Origin of the sequence: Rhizobium phaseoli, assembly GCF_010668805.1 — a bacterium.
In the GTDB taxonomy this organism is placed as follows: Bacteria; Pseudomonadota; Alphaproteobacteria; order Rhizobiales; family Rhizobiaceae; genus Rhizobium; species Rhizobium phaseoli_A.
In genome coordinates this window covers 148471-170542 of the sequence record NZ_WUFT01000014.1, presented here as the reverse complement: position 1 = coordinate 170542, position 22072 = coordinate 148471, and the positions used below count along the sequence as shown (strand labels likewise).

The following is a 22072-nucleotide window of genomic DNA, read 5'->3' as shown; positions in this document are numbered from 1 at the left end:
TCCTATTCCGGAGGGAACTTTAGAACGGCCGTAACGTTTCCCGCTTGGTATTTTCATTGAGCGGGGCATCATGAGCTTTTCATTTTCGGAACTCGACTTCCTCAAGCCGGAGCTGGGGGCGGAGTATACGGGTTCCGGTACCCATTTCGCCGTCTTCTCGGCGCATGCGGAACAGATAGAGCTCTGCCTGTTCTCTCCTGACGGAAAGAAAGAGATCGCCCGGATGCCGCTGCCGAAGCGCGAGGGCGACATCTGGTCGGGTTATGTCGCCGGCGTCGGGCCGGGCACCGTCTACGGCTATCGCGCCCATGGACCCTATGACCCTAACGCCGGCCATCGCTTCAATGCCAACAAGCTGCTGCTCGACCCCTATGCCAAGCAGGTGACCGGCGAATTGCAATGGGACGACGCGCTGTTCGGCTATCAGATCGGCGAGGACGACCTTTCCTTCGACGAGCGCGACAGCGCACCGTTCACGGTCAAGGGCGTGGTCCAGGATCCGGACTTCGACTGGGCGGGTGAAGAGGCAATCCGCCGGCCCTGGCCCGATACCATCATCTACGAGGCGCATGTGCGCGGGCTGACGATGACGCATCCGAAGGTGCCCGACCGGCTGCGCGGCACCTTTCTCGGCATGTGCAGCGATCCGATCATCGACCATCTCGTCAAGCTCGGCATCTCGGCGATCGAGCTTTTACCGATCCAATTTTTCCTCGATGATCGTTATCTCCTCGAAAACAAGCTGAGGAACTATTGGGGTTACCAGACGCTCGGCTTCTTCGCGCCGCAATCGCGCTACATGTCCGGCGACAAGATCACCGAGATCAAGACCATGGTGCGGAAGTTCCATGCCGCCGGCATCGAGGTGATCATGGATGTGGTCTACAACCACACGGCCGAGGGCAGCGAGAAAGGACCGACCCTGTCCTTCCGCGGGCTCGACAATGCCAGCTATTACATCCTCTCGCCCGATGATCCCCGCCACACTTTCGATACGACCGGAACCGGCAATACGCTGAATGTCGCGCATCCGATGGTGATGCGCATGGTGCTCGACAGCCTGCGCTACTGGGTCGGCGTCATGCATATCGACGGCTTCCGCTTCGATCTTGCCAGCACGCTCGGACGGCAGGATCTGGAATTCGACCGCCAGGGCGCGTTCTTCGGCGCCATCAGGCAGGATCCGGTTCTCTCCGGCGTCAAGCTGATCGCCGAACCCTGGGATATCGGCGAGGGCGGCTATCAGGTCGGCGGCTTCCCGCATCCCTTCCGCGAATGGAACGACAAGTTCCGCGACGACGTTCGCCGTTTCTGGAAGGGCGATGGCGGCATGGTGTCGGAGGTAGCGGCCCGCGTCACCGGTTCGGCGCCGCAGTTCAACCATTCCGACCGGGGCGCCACCTCCTCGGTCAATCTTCTGTCGGCCCATGACGGCTTCACGCTGATGGATACAGTGTCCTTCGACGACAAGCACAACGAGGCGAACGGCGAGGATGGCCGCGACGGCCATTCCGACAATCATTCCGATAATATGGGCGCCGAGGGCGCAACCGATAGTCCGGACATCAATGCCGCACGCGCCCGGCGGCGGCGCAACATGATTGCGACGCTGATGCTCTCCCAGGGCGTGCCGATGATCCTGGCCGGCGACGAGCTCGGCAACAGCCAGGGCGGCAACAACAACGCCTATTGCCAGGACAATGAAATCGGCTGGACGGGCTGGGATGGGCTCGACGATCCCTTCCTCGAATTCTGCCGGCAGGCCATCGCCTTCCGCAAGGCGCATCCGGTGCTGCGGCAGGAGCGGTTTCTGACCGGCGAGACCAGCGAGGACGGGCGCATCGAGATCGCCTGGTACAAGCCGGACGGCAGCTTCATGGATGAGGGGGCCTGGAACGACGATGGATTGCAGGTGCTCGGCGTCTATGTCTCAAGGAGCGCGCTTGCGCCTGAGACCGAGACGATGGACGACCTTTTCCTGGTCTTCAACGCCGGCGGCGATTGTCAGATCCACCTGCCCGAGGTGAACGGGCTGGAAGAGTGGTCGCGGGTTCTCGATACCGGGACGGAGACGGACGCCTTCGAGGTGCACCATGAGGACAATCCAGTCATGGTCTATGCCCAGAGCGTCGCGGTCTTTGCGCCGACGGGCCAGACCGAGCCGCCGAAGGACGCGACAAAAGCCGAGCGGCGCCGCTGGTTCCAGTTCGGGCGCCGGAGCAAATAGCGGGTCGCAGAAAAGATGAATGCCGAAACCATCACCGAACTTGGTCTCGTCTATGTCAGCGACACCGAACCAGGCATCCGCAGACGAAGGAAGGGTAAGGGCTTCAGCTATGTCATGCCCGACGGCACGACGCTTGCCGATGAATTGCAGCGGGCGCGCATCGGCGCGCTCGGCCTGCCGCCGGCCTACGAGAATGTCTGGATCTGCCTCTACGACAACGGCCATTTGCAGGCGACGGGCATTGATGCGCGAGGCCGCAAGCAATATCGCTATCACAAGGAATGGCAGTCTTTCCGCAGTGCCGGGAAATTCCATCAGCTGATCGAGTTCGGTCGAGCGCTGCCGAAGATCCGTCGCACCGTTCTGCGCCATCTCGACACCGGCACCGAGGATGTCCACGGCGTGCTGGCGGCCCTGACGACCTTGCTCGACGAGGCGCACTTACGCGTCGGCAACCAGGCTTATGTCCGGGAAAATGGCACCTATGGCGCAACGACGCTGCTCAAGCGGCACCTGAAGATCGTCGAAGGGCAGATCGAGCTGAAATTCCGCGCCAAGGGCGGCAAACGCGTACAGCGCAGCCTCAAGCATCCGCGGCTGCAGAAGATCCTGGAGGAGATCGCCGATCTGCCCGGCCGGCAACTGTTCGTCTGGAAGGATGAAAGCGGAGCGCTGAAGCCGATCGATTCCGGCAGGCTGAACGCTTATCTGGCCGAGATATCGGGAATTCCAATCTCGGCGAAGACCTTCCGCACATGGGCTGGCTCGCTGGCGGCTTTCGGAGCGGCGCGCGAGGTGATTGCCGGCGGCGCCCGGCCGACGGTAAAACAGATGTCGGAAGCCTCCGCCGAGGCATTGCACAACACGCCGGCGATTTCCCGCTCGAGCTATATCCATCCGTCGATCATCGCGCTCGCAGGCAACGATCATCCTCTGATCGAGAGCGGCAGCGAACCGCTACGGGGCTTGCGGGCCGAGGAAAACAGGCTACTTGATTTCCTCACACGCGAGATCGAGGAATGAGCCCCAAACATCCATCGGCAAGTCATCCGCCGAAATCAGACGTAGCCCTGACCCATCCTGACCGGTTGTACTGGCCGGACGAGGACGTGACGAAGCAGGCGCTCGCGGACTATTATGCGGCGGTCTGGCCGTTCATGGCGCCTTTTCTCGTCGACCGGCCCTTGGCGCTGCTACGCCTGCCGGACGGGATAAAGAGCCATCAGCGGTTTTTCCAGAAGCATGCCTGGAAGGGCATGAATCCTCATATCGAGGAGATCGCCGATCCGCAGGATATGGACGGCGAAAAGCTGCTGCGCATCGTCGATTTCGACGGCCTGGTGGCGCTGGTGCAGTCGGCCGCGCTCGAAATTCACCCCTGGGGCACGACGACCGATCATTGGGAAAGACCGGATATGATCACCATGGATCTCGATCCGGGCGAAGACGTCGCCTGGAGCGCGGTGATTGCGGCAGCGCTTGACGTGAAGGCGCGGCTCGAAGCCCGGGGCCTTGCCGCCTTCGTCAAGACATCGGGCGGCAAGGGACTGCATGTGGTGTCGCCGCTCGCGCCGAAGGCCGGCTGGGCCGAGGTGAAGGATTTCGCCCATTCGCTTGCCGAAAGCATGTCGGCTGACGCACCGGAAAAGTATCTGTCGACCGCGACGAAGGCCAAACGCGGCGGGCACATCTATATCGATTATCTTCGCAACGGCCGTGGCAGCACCGCGGTTGCGGCCTATTCGACGCGGGCACGACCGGGCGCGCCGGTTTCGATGCCGCTCGATTGGTCCGAATTGAACGAGGTCAGCGGCCCGGCCGCCTTCACGCTTGCCAATGTGCCGCAGCAATTGAAGACCCGGCCGAAGGACCCGTGGGGCGATTTCTTCGATGCCGCCGTGCCACTGAGCGGTTAGCTCATTCCTCGCTGTCGAGCTCGGGATAATGCCGGAAAATCCCGTCCTCGTTGAAGGCGAGGCGGCGAGGCGAAGCGATATAGCCGGCGATGTTCGGACGTTTTTCCACTCGATCATGCAGGGCGAGCAGCGCCGGATATTCCGCTTTGCGCCTGGCCATGGCTTTCGGAAAGGCATAGGTCAGGCCCTCGATCATCTGGAAGAGCGACAGGTCGACATAGGTCAGCGCATTTCCCACAATATTGTGGGAACCTGCAGGGTTCTGCCGCAGAACACGCTCGAAATAACCAAGGAATTTCGGAATGCGATCGCGGATGAAGGCGGCGGAGCGGGCTTTCGCTTCCGGCTTCTGGTCCTCGTAGTAGAGCGACGTGTCGATCGGGTGATGCGTATCATGCACCTCGGCGACAAAATCGGTGATGGTGAGCTGCAACCCATTGGCGACGTGGCGAAGGCCTTCGTCTTCAGGCGCAAGGCCAAGCCTCGGGCCGAGGTAAAATAGGATGTTGGCGACATGCGGGATAATCAGGTCGCTGTCCTTCAGGAAGGGCGGGGCGAAGGGGATGTGCGGTTCGCTGTCGCTCTTCATCAGGGTGAACATGGCATCCGTACCGCGACTGGGCTCTCGGGTGATGTCGACATAGTCGGCGCCGGCTTCCTCCAGCGCCAATCGCACAAATTCGCCGCGCCCCTGAAGGCCGTCCCAATAATAAAGCTCGTATGCCATGGTGTTCAATCCCTCGGTTGACGACCGGAGTCTGTTCGCAGTTCGTCCCTGGCGTTTTCAGGGGTGCAGCGCCGCGTGTCGGGCATCGTCACCTCTTCTGCTGCAAAGGGGTCAAACCAGTGCTGCGGCCGAAAGTTCCGGTCATAGGGTCGCTTCAATATCGGAACAAAAGCTGGTTTTATCAGGTTTGCGTGGGAACACCGCCCACAATAAAGGAACCGCGAGCATGGAAAACCAAATCGTCAAAGCCGATGGAAACGGGGCGATCGACGTCAACGGCCAGGTGTCGCCGGTCACCTATACCGTCAGCCTCAAGGAGCACTCCTACGAGGTAGACATCCGCCTGATGGCGCCACGTGACTGGCTGCTGCAAAGAGGTTTCGAGCGGGATGCCGTGCTGGTCAGCCAAAGCGGTGCGCGCATTACTGTCTGTCACGACCGCGGCCGCCTCGATCCCGCCGACACGATCTCAATCGAACTGTCGGCGCGTGATGACAGCTGCGGCAATGAGGTGGATCTGATGCGCAAATATCCCGAATTCGACGGCGCCGGTACTGGCTAAAACGAGGTCGGCGATGGGGCCCGCGAGCGGCTATTTCCGATAGAGTTTTTGCGATGCGGCAAAGGCGCGGCCGATGTCGAATAAGGGCGGCTGCGCCGGCGCGCGGGGATCGCGGAAAACCAGCCCGACGAGATTGTCGACGACAAGGATGAAGCCGAGCGCGAGACCGAGATAGAGCAGGGCGGCGATGACGACGAGCGACATTTCCATCCCTCTAGACGATCGCGGTCGAAGTGCGGCCGCCGGCTGCGACGGGCGGCATAGGGAGAATATCGGACTGGCCGTCATTCATGGCAACTTCCCCGGTTTCGCCATAAACTGCCAGTGGATGTTCTTGTTCCCAACTATGGGGCGAGGGCTCAACTTTTTTTGGAAGCCTCAAAGCTTGCAGCGTCATCCGGCCTCTGTTCACCCCCGCATGGAAGCCCGTCCTCTGCAATTCGATAATGCACAACTAATTCAAGCGTATGACAAACAGCATCAAAGGGCGCCGCAACGACGCCCTTTTTATATCCAGCTCATTAATGTTCGAAATTCAGGGCGCCGCCTTGCGGCTCGCTGTCCGTTTTGGCGCCGATGTCACGACCCCGTTTGTCTTGCTGCCGGCGACGCTACGCTTCGCCTTGGGTTTGACTTCCTTTCCATCAGAAGAGGCAGCCGAGCCCTCAAGTGCTTCGCGCTCGTGTCGTGCCTGATCCCAATGGATGGATTCTCGCCCCGTCGGATAGCCCTCTTCTTCCCAGAGGGCGTATGCACGTTTTTTGATCCACTCGTCCCGAGTTTCTGCCATCGCTGATCTCCAGTCACATGATGCCGTCGTTCGAACGCGATACTGCTTGAATGGTTCCAGAGGAACGGAGCCGTTTCAAGCGAAATCGCCCTGCAACCGGAAATTATTTCGCATTGCAGCATAATAGGGTTGAGAAGAGACGTTCAGCGCGCGCCAAACTCGGCCGCCTTGTGCAGATCTGACACGAACTCCAGGTGCAGCCGGTGACGTTCTGCCTCGTCGCGAATGCGCAAGAGATAAGAAGGGTGGATGGTGACCAGAACAGGCGAATGGTTTGCCGGCTGCAGGATATGGCCGCGCACTGGCGTCAGCTTCACCTTCGGCCCGAGGAGCGCATAAACCGCGCTTGCGCCAAGCGCCACGACGAGCTTCGGTTGCAGGATGTTGACCTCGGCGCCGAGCCACCAGGCGCAACGCCGGATCTCGCCGGCATTGGGTTTTGCGTGCAGCCGCCGTTTGCCGCGCGGCGTGAACTTGAAATGCTTGACGGCATTAGTGACATAGCAGCGCTGGCGGTCGAGACCCGCCTCCTCCAGACAGCGATCGAGCAACTGGCCGGCGGGGCCGACAAAGGGCCTGCCCGTCAGGTCCTCCCGGTCACCCGGCTGTTCGCCGACAAGAACAATCTCGGCTTTCCCTGAGCCTTCGCCGAAGACGATCTGCGTGGCATTCCGGTAGAGATCACAGCGGGTGCAGCCTTCGGCCTGATGGCGCAGTTCGGCAATGTTTGTCGCATTCGCGACGTCGAGCGCCAGCGCGGGACCGACGGTTGCAGCTACGTTCATGACGGCAGTCCTCATTTCTTCGGGATCAATCGATCCGTACCGGGATTGTTCCTGCCTTCGCGTCGGTCTCTGGGGGGCAAAATGATCACGGCGAAAAATTTCGCGTCATGAGAGAGGGTCGGCGCGATTGAACGCTGCCGTTTCGCGGCTATATTGGCCAGCGATGTTCTATCTCCTGTCGACCTACTGGCCGCATATCCTCTTTGTCGTTTCGATCGCCATGGGGGCCGCGGCGGCGATCCATGCCGCCATGACCAAGGAGGAGGTGCGCGCGGCGATCGGCTGGGTCGGCGTCATCATCCTGTCGCCGATCATCGGTGCGGTGCTCTATGCGATTGCCGGCATCAACCGCATCCGCCGCAAATCGCTGAGCATCCGCCGCGACGCGCTGCTGCCGGCGGCCGAAATCGACGAGCTGGAAACGTTCGACGCCGAGGCCGAGACGGTGATCAGCCAGTTTGGCCGCCGCTTTTCCGCGCTCCAGACGCTCGGCGACCGGGTAACGCGCAATCCGCTGACCTCAGGCAATTCGATCGACGTGCTGGAGACCGGCGACGAGGCCTATGCGGCGATGAAATCGAGCATCGACGAGGCGGCGCGCAGCATCCTGCTCGAAACCTATATTTTCGATCGCGACGCGATCGGCCTTCGCATCGCCGATGCGCTGATTGCGGCGGCCAAACGCGGCGTGGCGGTCCGGGTGCTGATCGACGCGGTCGGCGCGCGCTATTCGGTGCCGAGCATTCTCGGCCATCTCCGGGACGGCGGCGTCACCGTCGCCGTCTTCAACGGCAACGTCATCATGGGCTTGCGGCTGCCCTATGCCAATTTGCGCACCCACCGCAAGATCCTGATCGTCGACGGGAAGATCGCGCTGACCGGCGGCATGAACATCCGCGCGGGTTTCAGCGAGGAGGCAACGGGCGAGAGCTTTGCTCACGACACGCATTTCAGCGTCACCGGCCCTGTTGTCGCCGACCTCTTCGACCTTGCCGCCGAGGATTGGCGCTTCTCCACGCAGGAGCTGTTGAACGGCGAGGCCTGGCGCATCGAACCGCCGCAGCGCAGCCCCGGCGATCCCATCCTGATGCGCGTCGTCGCCTCCGGGCCGGACCGCAGCGTCGAGACCAACCACAAGATGCTGATGGGCGCCTTTTCCGTGGCGCGCCAATCGATCCGCATCATGTCGCCCTATTTCCTGCCGGACCGCGAATTGATCAGCGCCCTGGTGACGGCGGCGCGACGCGGCGTCGAAGTCGATATCGTCGTGCCCGCAGTCAACAACCTGGTGCTGGTCGACCGGGCGATGACGGCGCAATTCGACCAGATCCTCAAGGGTTACTGCCGCATCTGGCGCTCGACCGGCAGCTTCAGCCATTCGAAGCTGCTGACGATCGACGGCACCTGGGCCTATGTCGGCTCTTCCAATCTCGACCCGCGCTCGCTCAGGCTGAATTTCGAGGTCGATCTTGAAGTGTTGAACGAGGGTTTTGCCGGCGAGATCGACGAGCATATCGAGGAAACCCTGAAATCGGCAACGCCGGTGACGCTCGACGGTTTGCGCGCGCGGCCCTTCCCGGTGCGGCTGCTCGAGAAGGTGCTGTGGCTGGGTTCACCCTATCTCTGAAGGATTATTTTGGGGTTTGACGTGGCAAGTTCCGCTTGCCCTCCTATACTGCCGAGAGAAGCCTTCTTGATCAACGGAACGATCGCGCCTTCCGATGCACGCCAGAAAAGTCAATTTTCCCGCCACCATTCTCGCCTCGATCAGGAGCAGGAAAAAGCGGCTCGACCCGGCCTATACGGATACCAGGCCGCGCAGCGCCGGGACGCTGATCGCTTCCTACAACGTGCACAAGTGCGTCGGCACCGACCGCCGCTTCGATCCGGAGCGCACCAGCCGGGTGATCCACGAAATCGGCGCCGACGTCATCGCGCTGCAGGAGGCCGATACGCGTTTCGGCGAACGCACCGGCATTCTCGACCTCGGCCGGCTGGAGCGCGAGACGGGACTGATCCCGGTACCGGTCGCCGGCATGGCCAAGGCGCATGGCTGGCACGGCAATGTCGTGCTCTTCAAGAAGGGGCTGGTGCACGACGTGCACCAGGTCAAGCTGCCGGGGCTGGAGCCGCGCGGCGCGCTGGTGGCCGAGATCGAGCTGGAGCAGGGCGGGGTGCTGCGCATCATCGCCGCGCATTTCGGCCTGTTGCGCCATAACAGAGCCCAGCAGGCCCGCATGCTGGTCGACCTCATCAATGACAGACGGGAGATGCCGACCATCCTGCTCGGCGACCTCAACGAATGGCGGCTCGGCGACCGCTCGTCGCTCAACACCTTCCAATCCGCCTTCGGTCCGCTGCCCCCCGCCGTCCCCAGCTTCCCCGCCGGCCTGCCGCTCCTCGCCCTCGACCGCATCATCGCCAACCGCAAGGGCATCATCTCGGAGGTGGAGGCGCATGATACGCCGCTGGCGCGTATTGCCTCGGATCATTTGCCGATCAAGGCGCTGATTGATCTGGGGCAGGTGCGTGGGTAGAACTGTGGTTGAAAAGTGACGCTGCTGGATGTCGCTAGCCTTGTCGTCTCCTTCGGGAGAAGACGGCCTTGGCAACGACCGTGAGACGGCAACCGATGATTTCCCTTCTAACGCATCCTTCGCCACGAGTGATGCTATCGATCCGATCGCCCAGCTTAATACGCAACCATCGCAGTCCACGTTAGCTGACCAGGCGACTAAGGTCAGCGAGACCGCTTGTTCAAGCCGTCGGGCACTTCTTCAAATCGTCGAGCGACGGCTAAAGGTGGCATATCTCGGAACGACTTCAGGTGGACTCGTTCCCAGCCGTCAGACCAGGAAAATCCGACGCCGCGCGGGCCGCCTCTGCGAGCTGTTGTCCTGCCGGACGTCGAGCTTCTTTAGCACGCCTGACGGAACACCACTCGGTGTCCGAGTGGTGGCGATTGGCCAACTATCCGCTCAGGTGACAGGCGAGACACATGGAAATCGCGCCGCTTGCCCTGACCGCGCTAGGGAGCGTTCGCCACTTATCAGAAAGATGACGAAGGGACCACGCCGATCGTTGGGACGGGTGATTTGTGCTCCGGCATTTTGTTTCCTTGCTCGTCGCCGGCGCTTAGGGCCTCGCGCACTTCATCCTCTTCCCAACCCGCCTCGATGGCGGAAGCCACGAGCGTTTCGATTTTCTCGGTTTCCGAGCTGTGCGAGGTCTCGTCGAGGTGGCGTCTGGCGGTCTCAAGACATTGACGGAGGTTCGAAGTGCGGTTGGCGTCGTGACGGTCGTAGCTTGGCGATGCGACGTAGGTCATTTGAAAGATCCCTGCTGATCGAAAGGAACACCTGAAAAGAGAGCCGGTTCCACTGCGTGTCTGCGGTAAGCGCCACCGGGTGACTTCAGGGATGAGCGGCATCTACTGGCGCTGGTCCGCCTGCATCCGCAGCTCTGGTAGACCACCATATCGCGTGCTGGGATTTTCACGACCGATAAGGGACATCGGATCATGTACTTTGAGACCATTTCGGAGGTGCAAAGGGATTTGTGGAGCGGCGGCCCAACTTGCGAACAAACACCTCTTGACGCCTCCCTCGGTTTGAGAAATGCTAAGATGTCAGACCAATTTGGAAGTCTGACTGCCTGACAAGAAAAATGGGGAACCATGAAGGCAAAGCTTAGCGATAGGCCGGTGATCCGGCCGCTTCCCGCCATGGACCGCGCGCGCCAGGTGACTGATGCGCTGGCGGATTATGTCGAGGATGCTAGGCTGCAGGCCGGAGACCGGCTGCCGGCCGAGCGAGAGCTGATGGCAGCCCTTGCCGTCGGGCGTTCGACCATTCGCGAGGCGATCCGTCATTTTCAAGCGCTCGGTGTCATCGAGACGCGCAAGGGCAGCGGTACCTATCTGTTGAAGCCAGTGTCCAGGGCCACGATCCATATGCCGCTGTCGTTTGACGCGGTGCATCTGCGCGACGCGCTGCTGCAGACGCTGGAGGTTCGCCGCGGCATCGAATGCGAGGCGGGCATGGTCGCCGCCCGGCGGCGCACTGCGAATGACCTCGTCGTCATCGAGGAAAAGCTGAACGCGATGGAGCATGTGCACCTGGCGAAGGGCACGTCCGGGCCGGAGGATCTGGCCTTCCATCTCGCCGTTTACGACGCCACCCACAATCCGCTGTTTCGCCAGTTGCTCGAGCAGATGCGCGAGACCTTCGAGCGCTTCTGGGAGCATCCCTTCGACCGGCAGGATTTCGCCCGCCGGTCCTTTCCCTTTCACCGCACCCTTTTCAACGCGATCGCCGCCGGAGATGCCGAAGCGGCGCGCGCGGAAACATTGAAGATCCTCGACATCGTCGAGGAAGACATCAAGGAAATGTCCAAATGAGCAGCGGCGAAGACCCGTTCGATCTTGCCTCCATCATCACCGCCCACGACGACCGCAACTTCGCAGACGCCGTCGTGCCGCCGATCTTCCAGACTTCGCTTTTCACCTTTTCCGATTACGACGAGATGATCACCGTCTATCGCGGCGAGAAGGTGCGGCCGACCTATACGCGCGGGCTGAACCCGACAGTGCGCGCCTTCGAAGAGATGCTGGCAAAACTCGAAGGTGCCGAGGATGCGCTGGGCTTTGCGAGCGGCATGGCGGCGATCTCCTCATCCGTGCTGAGCTTCGTCGAGCCGGGCGACCGCATCGTTGCCGTTAAACACGTCTATCCCGATGCCTTCCGCCTGTTCGGCACCATCCTGAAGCGGATGAAGATCGAGGTGACCTATGTCGATGGGCGCGACGAGGAGGCGGTCGCCAGGGCGCTGCCCGGCGCCAAGCTCCTGTATCTGGAAAGCCCGACGAGCTGGGTGATGGAGGCGCACGATGTCGGCGCGCTCGCAGCGCTTGCCAAGCGCCACGGCGTCGTCTCGATGATCGATAACAGCTGGGCGAGCCCGTTCTTCCAGCGGCCGCTGACGCTCGGCGTCGATCTCGTCATCCATTCGGCCTCGAAATATCTCGGCGGCCACAGCGATGTGGTGGCGGGCATCGTCGCCGGCTCGAAGGAAATGATCGCCCGCATCAAAGCCGAGGCCTATCCCTATCTCGGCGGCAAGCTATCGCCGTTCGACGCCTGGCTCTTGATCCGCGGCCTACGCACGCTGCCGCTGCGCATGCGAGCGCATGAGGCATCGGCGCTCGAGATCGCCCGGCGCCTGCAGAAGCTCGAGGTGGTGGAGACGGTCTGCCACCCGGGCCTCGCCAACCGACTACCCGCCGGCCTCAACGGCACCTCCGGCCTGTTTTCCTTCATCTTCCGCGACGGCGTCGATATCCGCGCCTTCGCCGACCACCTCAAGCTCTTCAAATTGGGTGTAAGCTGGGGTGGTCATGAAAGCCTGATCGTACCGGGCGAGGTGGTGCTGCAGCAGAAGGCACAGCCGAATTCCGCGCAAACCTTTGGCATCCATGCGCGATCCGTACGCCTCCATGTCGGCCTCGAAGGAACCGAGGCGCTGTGGAGGGACATCGAGGGGGCGCTCGCCGCCGCCTTGCAATCCTGAAACCCAAGAACCTAAAAGGGGGAACTGAGCATGAAAAAACTAATAATCTCGACGCTCTTTGCTTCGATGATGGCGGGTACGGCCTTTGCCGATACGACGCTGAAGCTTGTCGAAGTCATCACCAGCCCGGAGCGCACCGAAACGCTGAAATCGATCGTCGGCAAATTCGAGGCGGCCAATCCCGGCACCAAGGTCGACATCATCTCGCTGCCCTGGAACGAAGCGTTCCAGAAGTTCGCGACCATGGTATCGGCCGGCGACGTGCCCGATGTGATGGAGATGCCCGATACCTGGCTGTCGCTCTATGCCAATAACGGCATGCTCGAAAGCCTCGAGCCCTATCTCGCAAAGTGGGAACACACCAAGGAGCTGACGCCGCGCGCGCTCGAACTCGGCCGCGACGTCAAGAACACCGCCTATATGCTGCCCTACGGCTTCTATCTCCGGGCAATGTTCTACAACAAGAAGCTGCTTTCGGAAGCCGGTGTCGCCGCGCCGCCGAAGACACTGGAGGAATTCACCGCCGCTTCGGAAAAGATCTCCAAACTGTCCGGCAAATACGGCTACTGCATGCGCGGTGGTGCCGGCGGCCTCAACGGCTGGATGATCTTTGCCGCCTCGATGGCCGGGTCGAACAAATACTTCAACGACGACGGCACCTCGACGATGAACAGCCCGGGATGGGCCAAGGGCATCGAATGGATGGTCGATCTCTACAAGAAGGGTTATGCGCCGAAGGACAGCGTCAACTGGGGCTTCAACGAAGTCGTCGCCGGCTTCTATTCCGGCACCTGCGCCTTCCTCGACCAGGATCCGGATGCGCTGATCGCCATTGCCGAACGCATGAAAAAGGAAGATTTCGGCGTCATGCCGCTGCCGAAGGGCCCGGACGGCAAGTCCTTCCCGACGATCGGCTATGGCGGCTGGTCGATGTTCTCGACCAGCGGCAACAAGGATCTCTCCTGGAAGCTGATTGCCACCCTCGAAGGGCCGGAAGGCAATATCGAGTGGAACAAGCGCATCGGCGCCCTGCCGGCCTATACGGCGGCCGAGAAGGATCCCTTCTATGCCGGTGACCAGTTCAAGGGCTGGTTCGAGGAACTGGCGGACCCGAACACGGTGCCGACTGTGATGCCGACCTATCTCGAGGAGTTCGCCTTCTTCAAGGATTCGCTGGCGATCAAGACCTCGCAGCAGGCAATGCTGGGCGATATCTCGGCAAAGGATCTGGCCAACCAGTGGGCGGAATACCTGACCAAGGCGCAGCAGAAGTTTCTGACGAAGAAATAGGGGTGACGGGGGCTTCGAGCCAGAAGCCCCCTCATCCGCCCTACGGGCACCTCTCCCCGAGGGGAGAAGGGACTCGTGGCGGCGCCTCATTCCCCTTCTCCCCAGCGGGGAGAAGGTGGCCCGTAGGGGTCGGATGAGGGGGCTCCGGTCTCTCCATTCAGAAACGCCACCAATTCCCAACCGGGTAAGACAATGGAACCTGCAATCTGATGACCATTTCCGCCGATATGCTCGACATGCGTCGCGACCGCAGGCCATGGCTGCGTCGTCTTGCCGATGCTTCGGAGCCTTATCTCTATAGCGCCCCGTCGCTGATCCTGATCATCGCGGTGATGCTGGTGCCGCTGACGGTCGGCGTTTCCTACGCCTTCCGCGATATCCAGCTGCTCAATCCGTTTTCCGGCGGTTTCATCGGGCTTGATCATTTCCGCGAGCTTGCGGGCGATCCGGCCTTCTACGGAGCACTGAGGAACACGCTCTGGTGGACCGGCGCCTCCGTCGTGCTGCAGTTTAGCTTCGGGCTCATCCTGGCGCTGTTGCTCGACAAGCCGTTCCCGGGCCGGGCGATCGCCCAGGCGCTGGTCTTCCTGCCCTGGGCGGTGCCGTCCTTTCTCGCCGGCCTCAACTGGGCCTGGTTGTTCAATCCGGTGATCGGGCCGATCCCGCACTGGCTCTTTGGCCTCGGGCTGATGCATGAGCCGGGCAATATCCTTTCCGATCCGAATTATGCGATGTGGGGGCCGATCGTCGCCAATGTCTGGTGGGGCATTCCCTTCTTCGCCATCACGCTGCTGGCCGCCCTGCAGGCGATCCCGCGCGACCTCTACGAGGCGGCGTCGATCGACGGCGCCGGCTGGTTCCAGCGCTTCCGCTCGATCACCCTGCCGTTTCTGGCGCCGACGATCGCCATCACCGTGCTGTTGCGCACCGTCTGGATTTCGAATTTCGCCGATCTCATCGTGGTCATGACCAATGGCGGGCCGGCCGATCGCACGCAGATCGTCGCGAGCTATATCTTCACCACGGCGTTCAAGCGGCTCGATTTCGGTTATGCCTCGGCGATCGCCCTGGTGCTGCTCGGGCTGCTGCTTGCCTATTCGATGCTGATCATCCTGCTGCGGCAGACGCTGCTGAACAAGGATTGAGCCGATGAGACGATCCGTCATTCCCACCGTCGCGCACCGTCTGGCGATCCTCTGCTATATCGCCTTCGCACTCTTCCCGCTGTTCTGGCTGCTCAAGGTCTCGGTGACGCCGAACGACCTGCTCTATAGCGAAGGCGTGCGCATGTGGCCGTCGCGCACGACATGGGAGCACTATGCCTTCGTGCTGCAGCACAGCGCCTTTCCGACCTTCTTCAAGAACAGCCTGATCGTCTCGACTTCGACGGCGGTGACGGTGACGATCTGCGCCTCGCTCTCCGGCTATGCGCTGTCGCGCTTCAATTTCCGGGCGAAATACTGGATCGTCGCGCTGATGCTGCTAACTCAGATGTTCCCGCTGGTCATGCTGGTGGCGCCGATCTTCAAGATCCTGTCGCCGCTGCATCTGACCAACAGCCTGACCGGGCTCGTCATCGTCTACACCGCCTTTAACGTGCCTTTCGCCACCTTCCTGATGCAGTCCTTCTTCGACGGCATCCCCAAGGATTTGGAAGAGGCGGCGATGATCGACGGGGCGACGCAGTTCACGGCGTTTCGCCAGATCATCCTGCCGCTGACGCTGCCGGGGATCGCTGCGACACTCGGCTTCGTCTTCACCGCCGCCTGGAGCGAGTTGCTCTTTGCGCTGATGCTGATCAACGGCAATGACGCGGCGACCTTCCCGGTCGGGCTTCTCACCTTCGTTTCGAAATTCTCGGTGGATTTCGGACAGATGATGGCGGCGGGCGTCATGGCGCTTATTCCGGCCGGTCTCTTCTTCCTGCTCATCCAGCGTTATCTCGTCCAGGGCCTGACGGCCGGCGCGGTCAAGGGTTAAACAAATGGCATCGATCGATATCCAGAATATCCGCAAAGCCTATGGCCATGTGCAGGTGCTGCACGGCGTCGACCTGGAAATCAAGGACGGCGAATTCGTGGTGCTGGTCGGCCCGTCCGGCTGCGGCAAGTCGACGCTCTTGCGGATGATCGCCGGGCTGGAGGAGGTCACATCAGGCGAAATCCGCATCGCCGGCGCCAGGGTGAACGAGCGACATCCCAAGGACCGCGACATCGCCATGGTGTTTCAGTCCTATGCGCTTTATCCGCATATGAACGTTGCCGGTAATATGAGCTACAGCCTGAAACTGCGGAAGACGGCGAAGGAGAAGATCGCGAGCGCTGTGGCTTCGGCCGCCGCCAAGCTCGGCCTCGATCCATTGCTCGAACGCCGGCCGAAGGCGCTTTCCGGCGGCCAGCGCCAGCGCGTCGCCATGGGCCGCGCCATCGTCCGTCAGCCGAAGGCCTTCCTGTTCGACGAACCGCTCTCCAATCTCGATGCGCGCCTGCGCGAACAGATGCGCGCCGAAATCAAGAAGCTGCACGGCGACCTGAAGGCGACCTCGATCTACGTCACCCACGACCAGATCGAGGCAATGACGCTGGCGGACCGGATCGTCGCCATGCATGGCGGCGTGGTGCAGCAGGTCGGCAGTCCGCTCGAACTCTACGATCACCCCGCCAACCTGTTCGTTGCCGGCTTCATCGGCTCGCCGGGGATGAATTTCCTCGAGGCGAGCTATGTCGAAGGCGGCGTCAAGCTGCAGGACGGGACGATCGTGCCGCTGGCAAAACCGCTGCCGTTGGCCGACGGCGCCAAGGTGACGCTCGGAATCCGGCCGGAGCATGTGCTGATGACAAATGATGGAGCGGGACTTGCCACCGATGTCGAACTCGTCGAACCCACCGGCTTCGGCATCATCCTGCATCTTGCCCTGCACGGCCTGCCGTTCAAGATCTTCACGCTCGATCGCGAAGCGCTGAAGGCGGGCCCGAAGGTCAATGTGGCTTTCCCGGCGCAGTATCTGCATGTGTTCGACGGCGAGGGAAAACGCTTGGAATGAATGGCCAATTCTCGCGCGTTGCGAGCTGAAAAATCTTTTGCCGCATCGCCCAGGAAGATTATATCTCTCGAGTGATCTTGCTAGACTGGATACCATGACCGACACTGTTCTCGACCGCTTTCTCCGTTATGCCGTTATCGACACGCAATCCGATCCTGCCTCGTCGACGCAGCCGACCACCGAAAAGCAGAAGGATCTCGGCCGCGTGCTGGTCGATGAACTGCTGAAGCTCGGCCTGGCCGACGCGCATCTCGATGAACATGGTTATGTCTACGCGACCATTCCTGGAAATAGCGACAAGGCGGTGCCGGTCATCTGTTTCTGCTCGCACATGGATACGGCGCCTGATTTCAGCGGCACGGATGTCAAGCCGCAGATCATCCGCAACTATGCCGGCGGGGATATCAGGCTTGCCGGCGATCCAAGCCGGGTCATCCGTGTTTCCGAGCATCCCGAGCTGAACAACCAGATCGGCAACGACATCGTCACGACCGATGGCACGACCTTGCTCGGCGCTGACGACAAGGCCGGGCTGGCGGAAATCATGACTGCGGCCCAGTTCCTTGTCGATAATCCGGCTATCCGGCACGGGACGATCAAGATCCTGTTCACGCCCGATGAGGAAGTCGGGCGCGGCGTCAACAAGGTCGACCTGAGGAAACTCGGCGCCGACTTCGCCTATACGATGGACGGCGAGACAGCCGGCCATATCGAGGACGAGACCTTCTCGGCCGATGGCGTCGAGATCGCCGTCTCCGGCGTGGCGATCCATCCGGGTTTTGCCAAGGACCGGATGGAGAACGCCATCAAGATTGCCGGCGCCATCATCGACCGGCTGCCGAAGGAGATGGCGCCGGAGACCACCGAGGGAAAGCAGGGTTTCATCCATCCGACAGGCGTGACCGGCTCGATGGAAAAGGCCTCGCTCAGCCTCATCATCCGCGACTTCACCGACAAGGGACTGGTGGAAAAGGAAGCCATGCTCGAAGCCATCGTCAAGGCGGTCATGGCCGGCTATCCCGGGTCGACCTATCATTTCCAGGTCAAGGAGCAGTATCGCAATATGAAGGTGGTGCTCGACCGGCATCCGGAGATCGTCGACAACGCCATCGAAGCGGTGCGCCGGGCCGGCATGACGCCGGTGCGCGGCAGCATCCGCGGCGGTACAGATGGCTCGCGCCTCTCCTTCATGGGTCTGCCATGCCCGAACATCTTCGCCGGCGGCCACGCCTTCCACTCGCCGCTCGAATGGGTCAGCAGTCAGGATATGGAAAAGGCGGTCAAAACGATCGTCGAGCTTGCCAGGGTCTGGGAAGAGCGCGCTTAAGGCGCGCTTTTACTTCATGCAAAACCGAAACTGGTTTAGCCGCCGTTCGCTGCAATGCTGCCGCGCAGCATGACGCTGTCATAGGCAGGGCGCGGGATAGGGATCGCGATCGGCATACCCGGGTCGGGTTCGATCGAGGTTTCCGGTGAGGTCACAGGTGCCGTGATCTGCATCGGCATGGGATTTGCGATGGGCGCCATACGTGCCGTGGGCGCCATATTTATCGCGGACATCGTGCTCGCCGTCGCCATCGAGTCGGGAGCCGGGAGAGGAACGGGAACGGCCGAGGGGATCAGCGCCTCGAATTGCGGCGGCAGCATGCTTTCTCCAGGCACATAATTCATCGCCACCTCATAGGCGGGAAGCGGCGGCGGTGTCTCGAGTGTGCCGTCGGAGTCGCGCTTCTCATAGAAGGCGTTGCCGCCGGCGACCGCCACATAATGCATGTTGTTGTAGGGGAATTTCAGCCCGTCGGTGTGGAAGAACATAGCATCCTTGACCGCAGGATGGCGGGCGCCCTTCAGGATCGCGTCGGCAGCGGTCGCCAGCTCGGTTTCGGCCTGCGGCTTGACTTCGCGCGTCATCACGCCGGGCGCAAACTGTTTTTCCTGGGCGACGACGCCGCAGATCGAAGGAGGATAGGCGCCGGAGGTGAGCCGGTTCATGACGACGGTTCCGACAGCCATATAGCCGTCCTCATCCGAATGCTGCGATTCGAAATACATCGCGCGCTGCAGGCAGTCGCGGTCCTTGGTCGTATAATTGAAGGTGACCTTCGCCGCGTGAACCTGCTTGGTCTTCGCCGACGTTGCCGCCGGTTTCGATGTCGTCGTGCAGCCTGTAGCCGCCAGCCCTGCGAACAAAATCCCGATCAGGGATTTTCCAAAGGAAATCTCCGCCCTCAACGCCAGGTGCCTCCTGTGGGATTAGTCCTACTTTTATCGTGAAAATCTTTTACTCGTACTGTGACTAAAATACAAACAACCATAGATCACAAAAAGCCAAAGGGACTCTCGCCACATGAGAGTCCTGCAAGGAGGCGGGTGATGGCGACAACCTCCATCAGCTGCGGAACAGCTTCCAGCGGGTCGGCTTGAAGGCCACGCGGTTGCGGTCGAGCCTGTCGGCCTCGCTCGGCGGCAGCTCGATCTCGATATGCGGGCGGTCATTGCCGATATCCAGTTCGATATGGCGGGTACCGGCCACGCGGCGGCTGGAAACCGGCTGGCCGGCGATACAGTTTTCAGCCGATTCGCAGAGCCTGACGTCATGCGGTCGGAAGTAGAGCTGCGCAAGGCCTTCCGGCTCGCCCTCGGCATTGAGGCCGAGCGAGCGGCCTTCAAAGCGGATGTCGCCATCGGAGATTTCGACCTGCAGGCAGTTCGACTGGCCGATGAAACCGAAGACGAAGGGAGAATTCGGGTTGTCGTAGACCTCATCCGGCGTGCCGACCTGTTCGATCGCACCCTGGCTCATGACGACGACGCGGTCGGCAAGCTCCAGGGCCTCATCCTGGTCGTGGGTGACAAAGACGGTGGTGTGGCCGGTGCGGTCGTGGATATCGCGCAGCCACTTGCGCAGATCCCTGCGCACCTGGGCGTCGAGCGCCCCGAAGGGCTCGTCGAGCAGCAGCACGTTCGGCTCGACGGCCATGGCGCGGGCGAGAGCCACACGCTGGCGCTGGCCGCCGGAAAGCTGGGCCGGGTAGCGCTTCTCCAGACCGGAAAGCTGGACGAGGTCGAGCAGTTCCAGCGCTCGCTTGCGGATATCGGCCTTGGCGGGCCGCCGTGCGCTGTTCCTGACCTTCAAGCCGAAGGAGATATTGTCGAGTACCGTCATGTAGCGGAACAGCGCATAGTGCTGGAAGACGAAGCCGATATTGCGCTGCTGCACTGTTTTTCTCGAGGCGTCCTCGTCGCCGAAGAAGATCTGCCCCTCCGTCGGGCTTTCGAGGCCGGCGATCAGGCGCAGCAATGTCGTCTTGCCGGAGCCCGAAGGGCCGAGCAGTGCGATCAGCTCGCCGGAGCGGATGCCGAGCGAGACATCGTGCAGCGCCGGGAAACGATCGAATTCCTTGCGGATGTTTTGAACACGTACTTCCATTCCAAATCCTTCAGTGCCGCCGGCTAGCGGCGATTTCAGCGCTATAGCGCATTTCCAGCAGCGTCTTCAAAACAAGCGTGACGAGCGCGAGCATGGCGAGAAGCGTGGCGACGGCAAAAGCGCCGGTGAAATTATACTCGTTATAGAGGATCTCCACCTGCAGCGGCATGGTGTTCGTCTGGCCGCGGATATGGCCTGACACCACCGAGACGGCGCCGAATTCGCCCATGGCGCGGGCGTTGCAAAGCAGCACCCCGTAGAGCAGGCCCCATTTGATATTCGGCAGCGTCACGTGCCAGAAGGTCTGCCAGCCGCTGGCGCCGAGCGAAAGGGCCGCCTCTTCGTCAGCCGTTCCCTGTTCCTGCATCAGCGGGATCAGTTCGCGGGCGACGAAGGGGAAGGTGACGAACATGGTGGCGAGGATCAACCCCGGCACCGCAAACAGGATCTTGATGTCGTGAGCGCTGAGCCACTGGCCGAACCAGGTATTGGCGCCGAACAACAGCACGAAGACCAGGCCCGATATGACGGGTGAGACCGAAAAGGGCATGTCGATCAGCGTCGTCAGAAAGGCCTTGCCCTTGAACTCGAATTTGGCGATCGCCCAGGCGGCGGCGACCCCGAAGACGAGATTGAGGGGAACGCTGACGCCGGCAACGATCAGCGTCAGGCGGATCGCCGAGAAGGTCTCGGCGTCTGCGAGCGCCTGGAGGAATGGGCCGGCACCCTTGCGGAAGGCCTCGACGAAGACGGCTGCGAGCGGCAGCAGCAGGATCAGCAGCAGGAAGACCAGCGAGACGACGATCAGCGTCAGGCGGGCGATCCGGTTTTCGGTGGTCACCGAACGCAGCTTCACCGGTTGAGCGGTTGAATCAGGCGCCATAGCCGTACCTCCGCCTGCTCCAGCTCTGGATGAGGTTGATCACGAGCAGCATGGCGAACGAGATGATCAGCATGATCGCCGCAATACCGGTCGCTGCCGCGTAATTATACTCTTCGAGTTTGATGATGATCAACAGCGGCGCGATCTCCGATTTGAACGGCAAATTGCCGGCGATGAAGATGACCGAGCCGTATTCGCCGACGCCGCGGGCAAAGGCGAGCGCAAAGCCGGTGAGCACGGCGGGCGCCAGCCCCGGCAGCAGCACGCGGAAAATCGTCTGGAAGCGATTGGCGCCGAGCGTTGCGGCAGCCTCCTCGACCTCCTTGTCGATTTCCTCCATCACCGGCTGCACCGTGCGCACCACGAACGGCAGGCCGACGAAGATCAGCGCCACGACGATGCCGGCCGGCGTAAAGGCAATCTTGATGCCGAGTGGCGTCAGAAACTGGCCGATCCAGCCGTTCGGCGCATAAAGCGTCGTCAGCGCGATGCCGGCAACGGCGGTCGGCAGCGCGAAGGGCAGGTCGACCATGGCATCGATGATGCGCTTGCCGGGAAAGCGGTAGCGCACCAGCACCCAGGCGAGGATGATGCCGAAGACGGCATTGACGATTGCGGCGATGAAGGCGCTGCCGAAGCTGATGCGCAGCGCGTTCAGCGTGCGCGGATCGAGCGCGATCGACCAGAATTTCTCCCAGCCGAGCGCGCTCGACCGGACGGCAAGGCCCGAGAGCGGGATGAGGATCAGAAGGGTGAGCCAGGTCAAGGTAAAGCCGAGCGCCATTCCGAAACCCGGAATGACACTCGGCCGCCTGAACCGCCACCGCGTGGGGCTATGTGCTTTCATGAAG

The 22072-nt window shown here is 61.6% G+C and carries 23 protein-coding genes; 13 read left to right on the top strand and 10 right to left on the bottom strand.

What is annotated here, in order from left to right:
• Positions 1-70 precede the first annotated feature (70 nt).
• Genes glgX through ligD form a run of 3 tightly spaced genes read left to right on the top strand, consistent with a single transcriptional unit; the run spans position 71 to position 4143 of the window.
• Positions 71-2227, top strand: coding sequence for a glycogen debranching protein GlgX (gene glgX / locus GR197_RS22050; protein ID WP_164013381.1), 2157 nt, complete (start codon positions 71-73; stop codon positions 2225-2227).
• Positions 2228-2242: 15 nt separating this feature from the next.
• A complete protein-coding gene (locus tag GR197_RS22045) occupies positions 2243-3250 on the top strand; it encodes a DNA topoisomerase IB (RefSeq protein ID WP_164013379.1) in 1008 nt (335 codons plus the stop codon).
• Positions 3247-4143, top strand: coding sequence for a non-homologous end-joining DNA ligase (ligD, locus tag GR197_RS22040; protein WP_164013377.1), 897 nt, complete (start codon positions 3247-3249; stop codon positions 4141-4143). The genes GR197_RS22045 and ligD overlap by 4 nt, the downstream gene beginning before the upstream one ends.
• 1 nt (position 4144) lies before the next feature.
• Here the strand turns inward: ligD and GR197_RS22035 are convergent, their stop codons facing one another.
• A complete protein-coding gene (locus GR197_RS22035; RefSeq protein WP_164013375.1) occupies positions 4145-4870 on the bottom strand; it encodes a glutathione S-transferase in 726 nt (241 codons plus the stop codon).
• A gap of 226 nt (positions 4871-5096) precedes the next feature.
• On the opposite strand from GR197_RS22035, the gene GR197_RS22030 reads away from it, so the two are divergent.
• Positions 5097-5432, top strand: a complete 336-nt coding sequence (locus GR197_RS22030) for a hypothetical protein (RefSeq protein ID WP_164013373.1) — start codon at positions 5097-5099, stop codon at positions 5430-5432.
• A 30-nt stretch (positions 5433-5462) separates the two neighbouring features.
• On the opposite strand, the gene GR197_RS22025 is transcribed toward GR197_RS22030, so the two are convergent.
• From GR197_RS22025 to GR197_RS22015, 4 genes are all read right to left on the bottom strand, one after another.
• Complete coding sequence (locus GR197_RS22025; protein WP_164013428.1) at positions 5463-5642, bottom strand: hypothetical protein; 180 nt, start codon at positions 5640-5642, stop codon at positions 5463-5465.
• A 4-nt stretch (positions 5643-5646) separates the two neighbouring features.
• Positions 5647-5829 carry a hypothetical protein gene (locus GR197_RS32425; protein WP_246724651.1) on the bottom strand — a complete coding sequence of 61 codons (183 nt, stop codon included), beginning with the start codon at positions 5827-5829 and terminating at the stop codon, positions 5647-5649.
• 138 nt (positions 5830-5967) lie between these two features.
• The gene (locus tag GR197_RS22020) at positions 5968-6222 is read right to left on the bottom strand and encodes a DUF2934 domain-containing protein (RefSeq protein WP_164013371.1); all 255 of its coding nucleotides are present in this window, start codon (positions 6220-6222) and stop codon (positions 5968-5970) included.
• A 143-nt stretch (positions 6223-6365) separates the two neighbouring features.
• Complete coding sequence (locus GR197_RS22015; protein ID WP_164013369.1) at positions 6366-7007, bottom strand: UdgX family uracil-DNA binding protein; 642 nt, start codon at positions 7005-7007, stop codon at positions 6366-6368.
• Positions 7008-7170: 163 nt separating this feature from the next.
• Between GR197_RS22015 and GR197_RS22010 the strand changes: the two genes are divergently transcribed.
• Positions 7171-8634 carry a phospholipase D-like domain-containing protein gene (locus GR197_RS22010; protein ID WP_164013426.1) on the top strand — a complete coding sequence of 488 codons (1464 nt, stop codon included), beginning with the start codon at positions 7171-7173 and terminating at the stop codon, positions 8632-8634.
• Positions 8635-8728: 94 nt separating this feature from the next.
• A complete protein-coding gene (locus GR197_RS22005; RefSeq protein ID WP_164013363.1) occupies positions 8729-9544 on the top strand; it encodes an endonuclease/exonuclease/phosphatase family protein in 816 nt (271 codons plus the stop codon).
• Positions 9545-10056: 512 nt separating this feature from the next.
• Here GR197_RS22005 and GR197_RS22000 read toward each other — a convergent pair.
• The gene (locus tag GR197_RS22000) at positions 10057-10335 is read right to left on the bottom strand and encodes a hypothetical protein (RefSeq protein ID WP_164013361.1); all 279 of its coding nucleotides are present in this window, start codon (positions 10333-10335) and stop codon (positions 10057-10059) included.
• Between the two features lie 348 nt (positions 10336-10683).
• Here GR197_RS22000 and GR197_RS21995 point away from each other — a divergent pair, with 348 nt between their 5' ends.
• From GR197_RS21995 to pepT, 7 genes are all read left to right on the top strand, one after another.
• Positions 10684-11406, top strand: a complete 723-nt coding sequence (locus tag GR197_RS21995) for a FadR/GntR family transcriptional regulator (protein WP_164013359.1) — start codon at positions 10684-10686, stop codon at positions 11404-11406.
• The gene (locus GR197_RS21990) at positions 11403-12575 is read left to right on the top strand and encodes a PLP-dependent transferase (protein ID WP_164013357.1); all 1173 of its coding nucleotides are present in this window, start codon (positions 11403-11405) and stop codon (positions 12573-12575) included. The genes GR197_RS21995 and GR197_RS21990 overlap by 4 nt, the downstream gene beginning before the upstream one ends.
• 30 nt (positions 12576-12605) lie before the next feature.
• A complete protein-coding gene (locus GR197_RS21985; RefSeq protein WP_007627513.1) occupies positions 12606-13865 on the top strand; it encodes an ABC transporter substrate-binding protein in 1260 nt (419 codons plus the stop codon).
• A 209-nt stretch (positions 13866-14074) separates the two neighbouring features.
• Entirely contained in the window at positions 14075-15010 is a 936-nt protein-coding gene (locus tag GR197_RS21980; RefSeq protein ID WP_164013355.1) for a carbohydrate ABC transporter permease, read from the top strand.
• Positions 15011-15014: 4 nt separating this feature from the next.
• Entirely contained in the window at positions 15015-15845 is an 831-nt protein-coding gene (locus GR197_RS21975) for a carbohydrate ABC transporter permease (protein ID WP_164013352.1), read from the top strand.
• A gap of 4 nt (positions 15846-15849) precedes the next feature.
• Positions 15850-16908, top strand: coding sequence for an ABC transporter ATP-binding protein (locus GR197_RS21970; protein WP_164013350.1), 1059 nt, complete (start codon positions 15850-15852; stop codon positions 16906-16908).
• A 94-nt stretch (positions 16909-17002) separates the two neighbouring features.
• Entirely contained in the window at positions 17003-18235 is a 1233-nt protein-coding gene (gene pepT / locus GR197_RS21965) for a peptidase T (protein ID WP_164013347.1), read from the top strand.
• Positions 18236-18270: 35 nt separating this feature from the next.
• On the opposite strand, the gene GR197_RS21960 is transcribed toward pepT, so the two are convergent.
• The 4 genes from GR197_RS21960 to cysT all read right to left on the bottom strand — a co-directional run bounded on the left by GR197_RS21960 (position 18271) and on the right by cysT (position 22068).
• On the bottom strand, positions 18271-19140 hold the full coding sequence (locus tag GR197_RS21960; RefSeq protein ID WP_164013345.1) for a cell wall hydrolase: 870 nt from the start codon (positions 19138-19140) through the stop codon (positions 18271-18273).
• A 157-nt stretch (positions 19141-19297) separates the two neighbouring features.
• Positions 19298-20338 (bottom strand): sulfate/molybdate ABC transporter ATP-binding protein, encoded by a 1041-nt coding sequence (locus GR197_RS21955; protein WP_164013343.1) that lies wholly within the window; start codon positions 20336-20338, stop codon positions 19298-19300.
• A gap of 10 nt (positions 20339-20348) precedes the next feature.
• Complete coding sequence (cysW, locus tag GR197_RS21950) at positions 20349-21221, bottom strand: sulfate ABC transporter permease subunit CysW (RefSeq protein ID WP_164013341.1); 873 nt, start codon at positions 21219-21221, stop codon at positions 20349-20351.
• Entirely contained in the window at positions 21211-22068 is an 858-nt protein-coding gene (gene cysT, locus GR197_RS21945) for a sulfate ABC transporter permease subunit CysT (RefSeq protein ID WP_164013339.1), read from the bottom strand. Before cysT ends, cysW begins: the two co-directional genes overlap by 11 nt.
• Between the last annotated feature and the right edge of the window lie 4 nt (positions 22069-22072).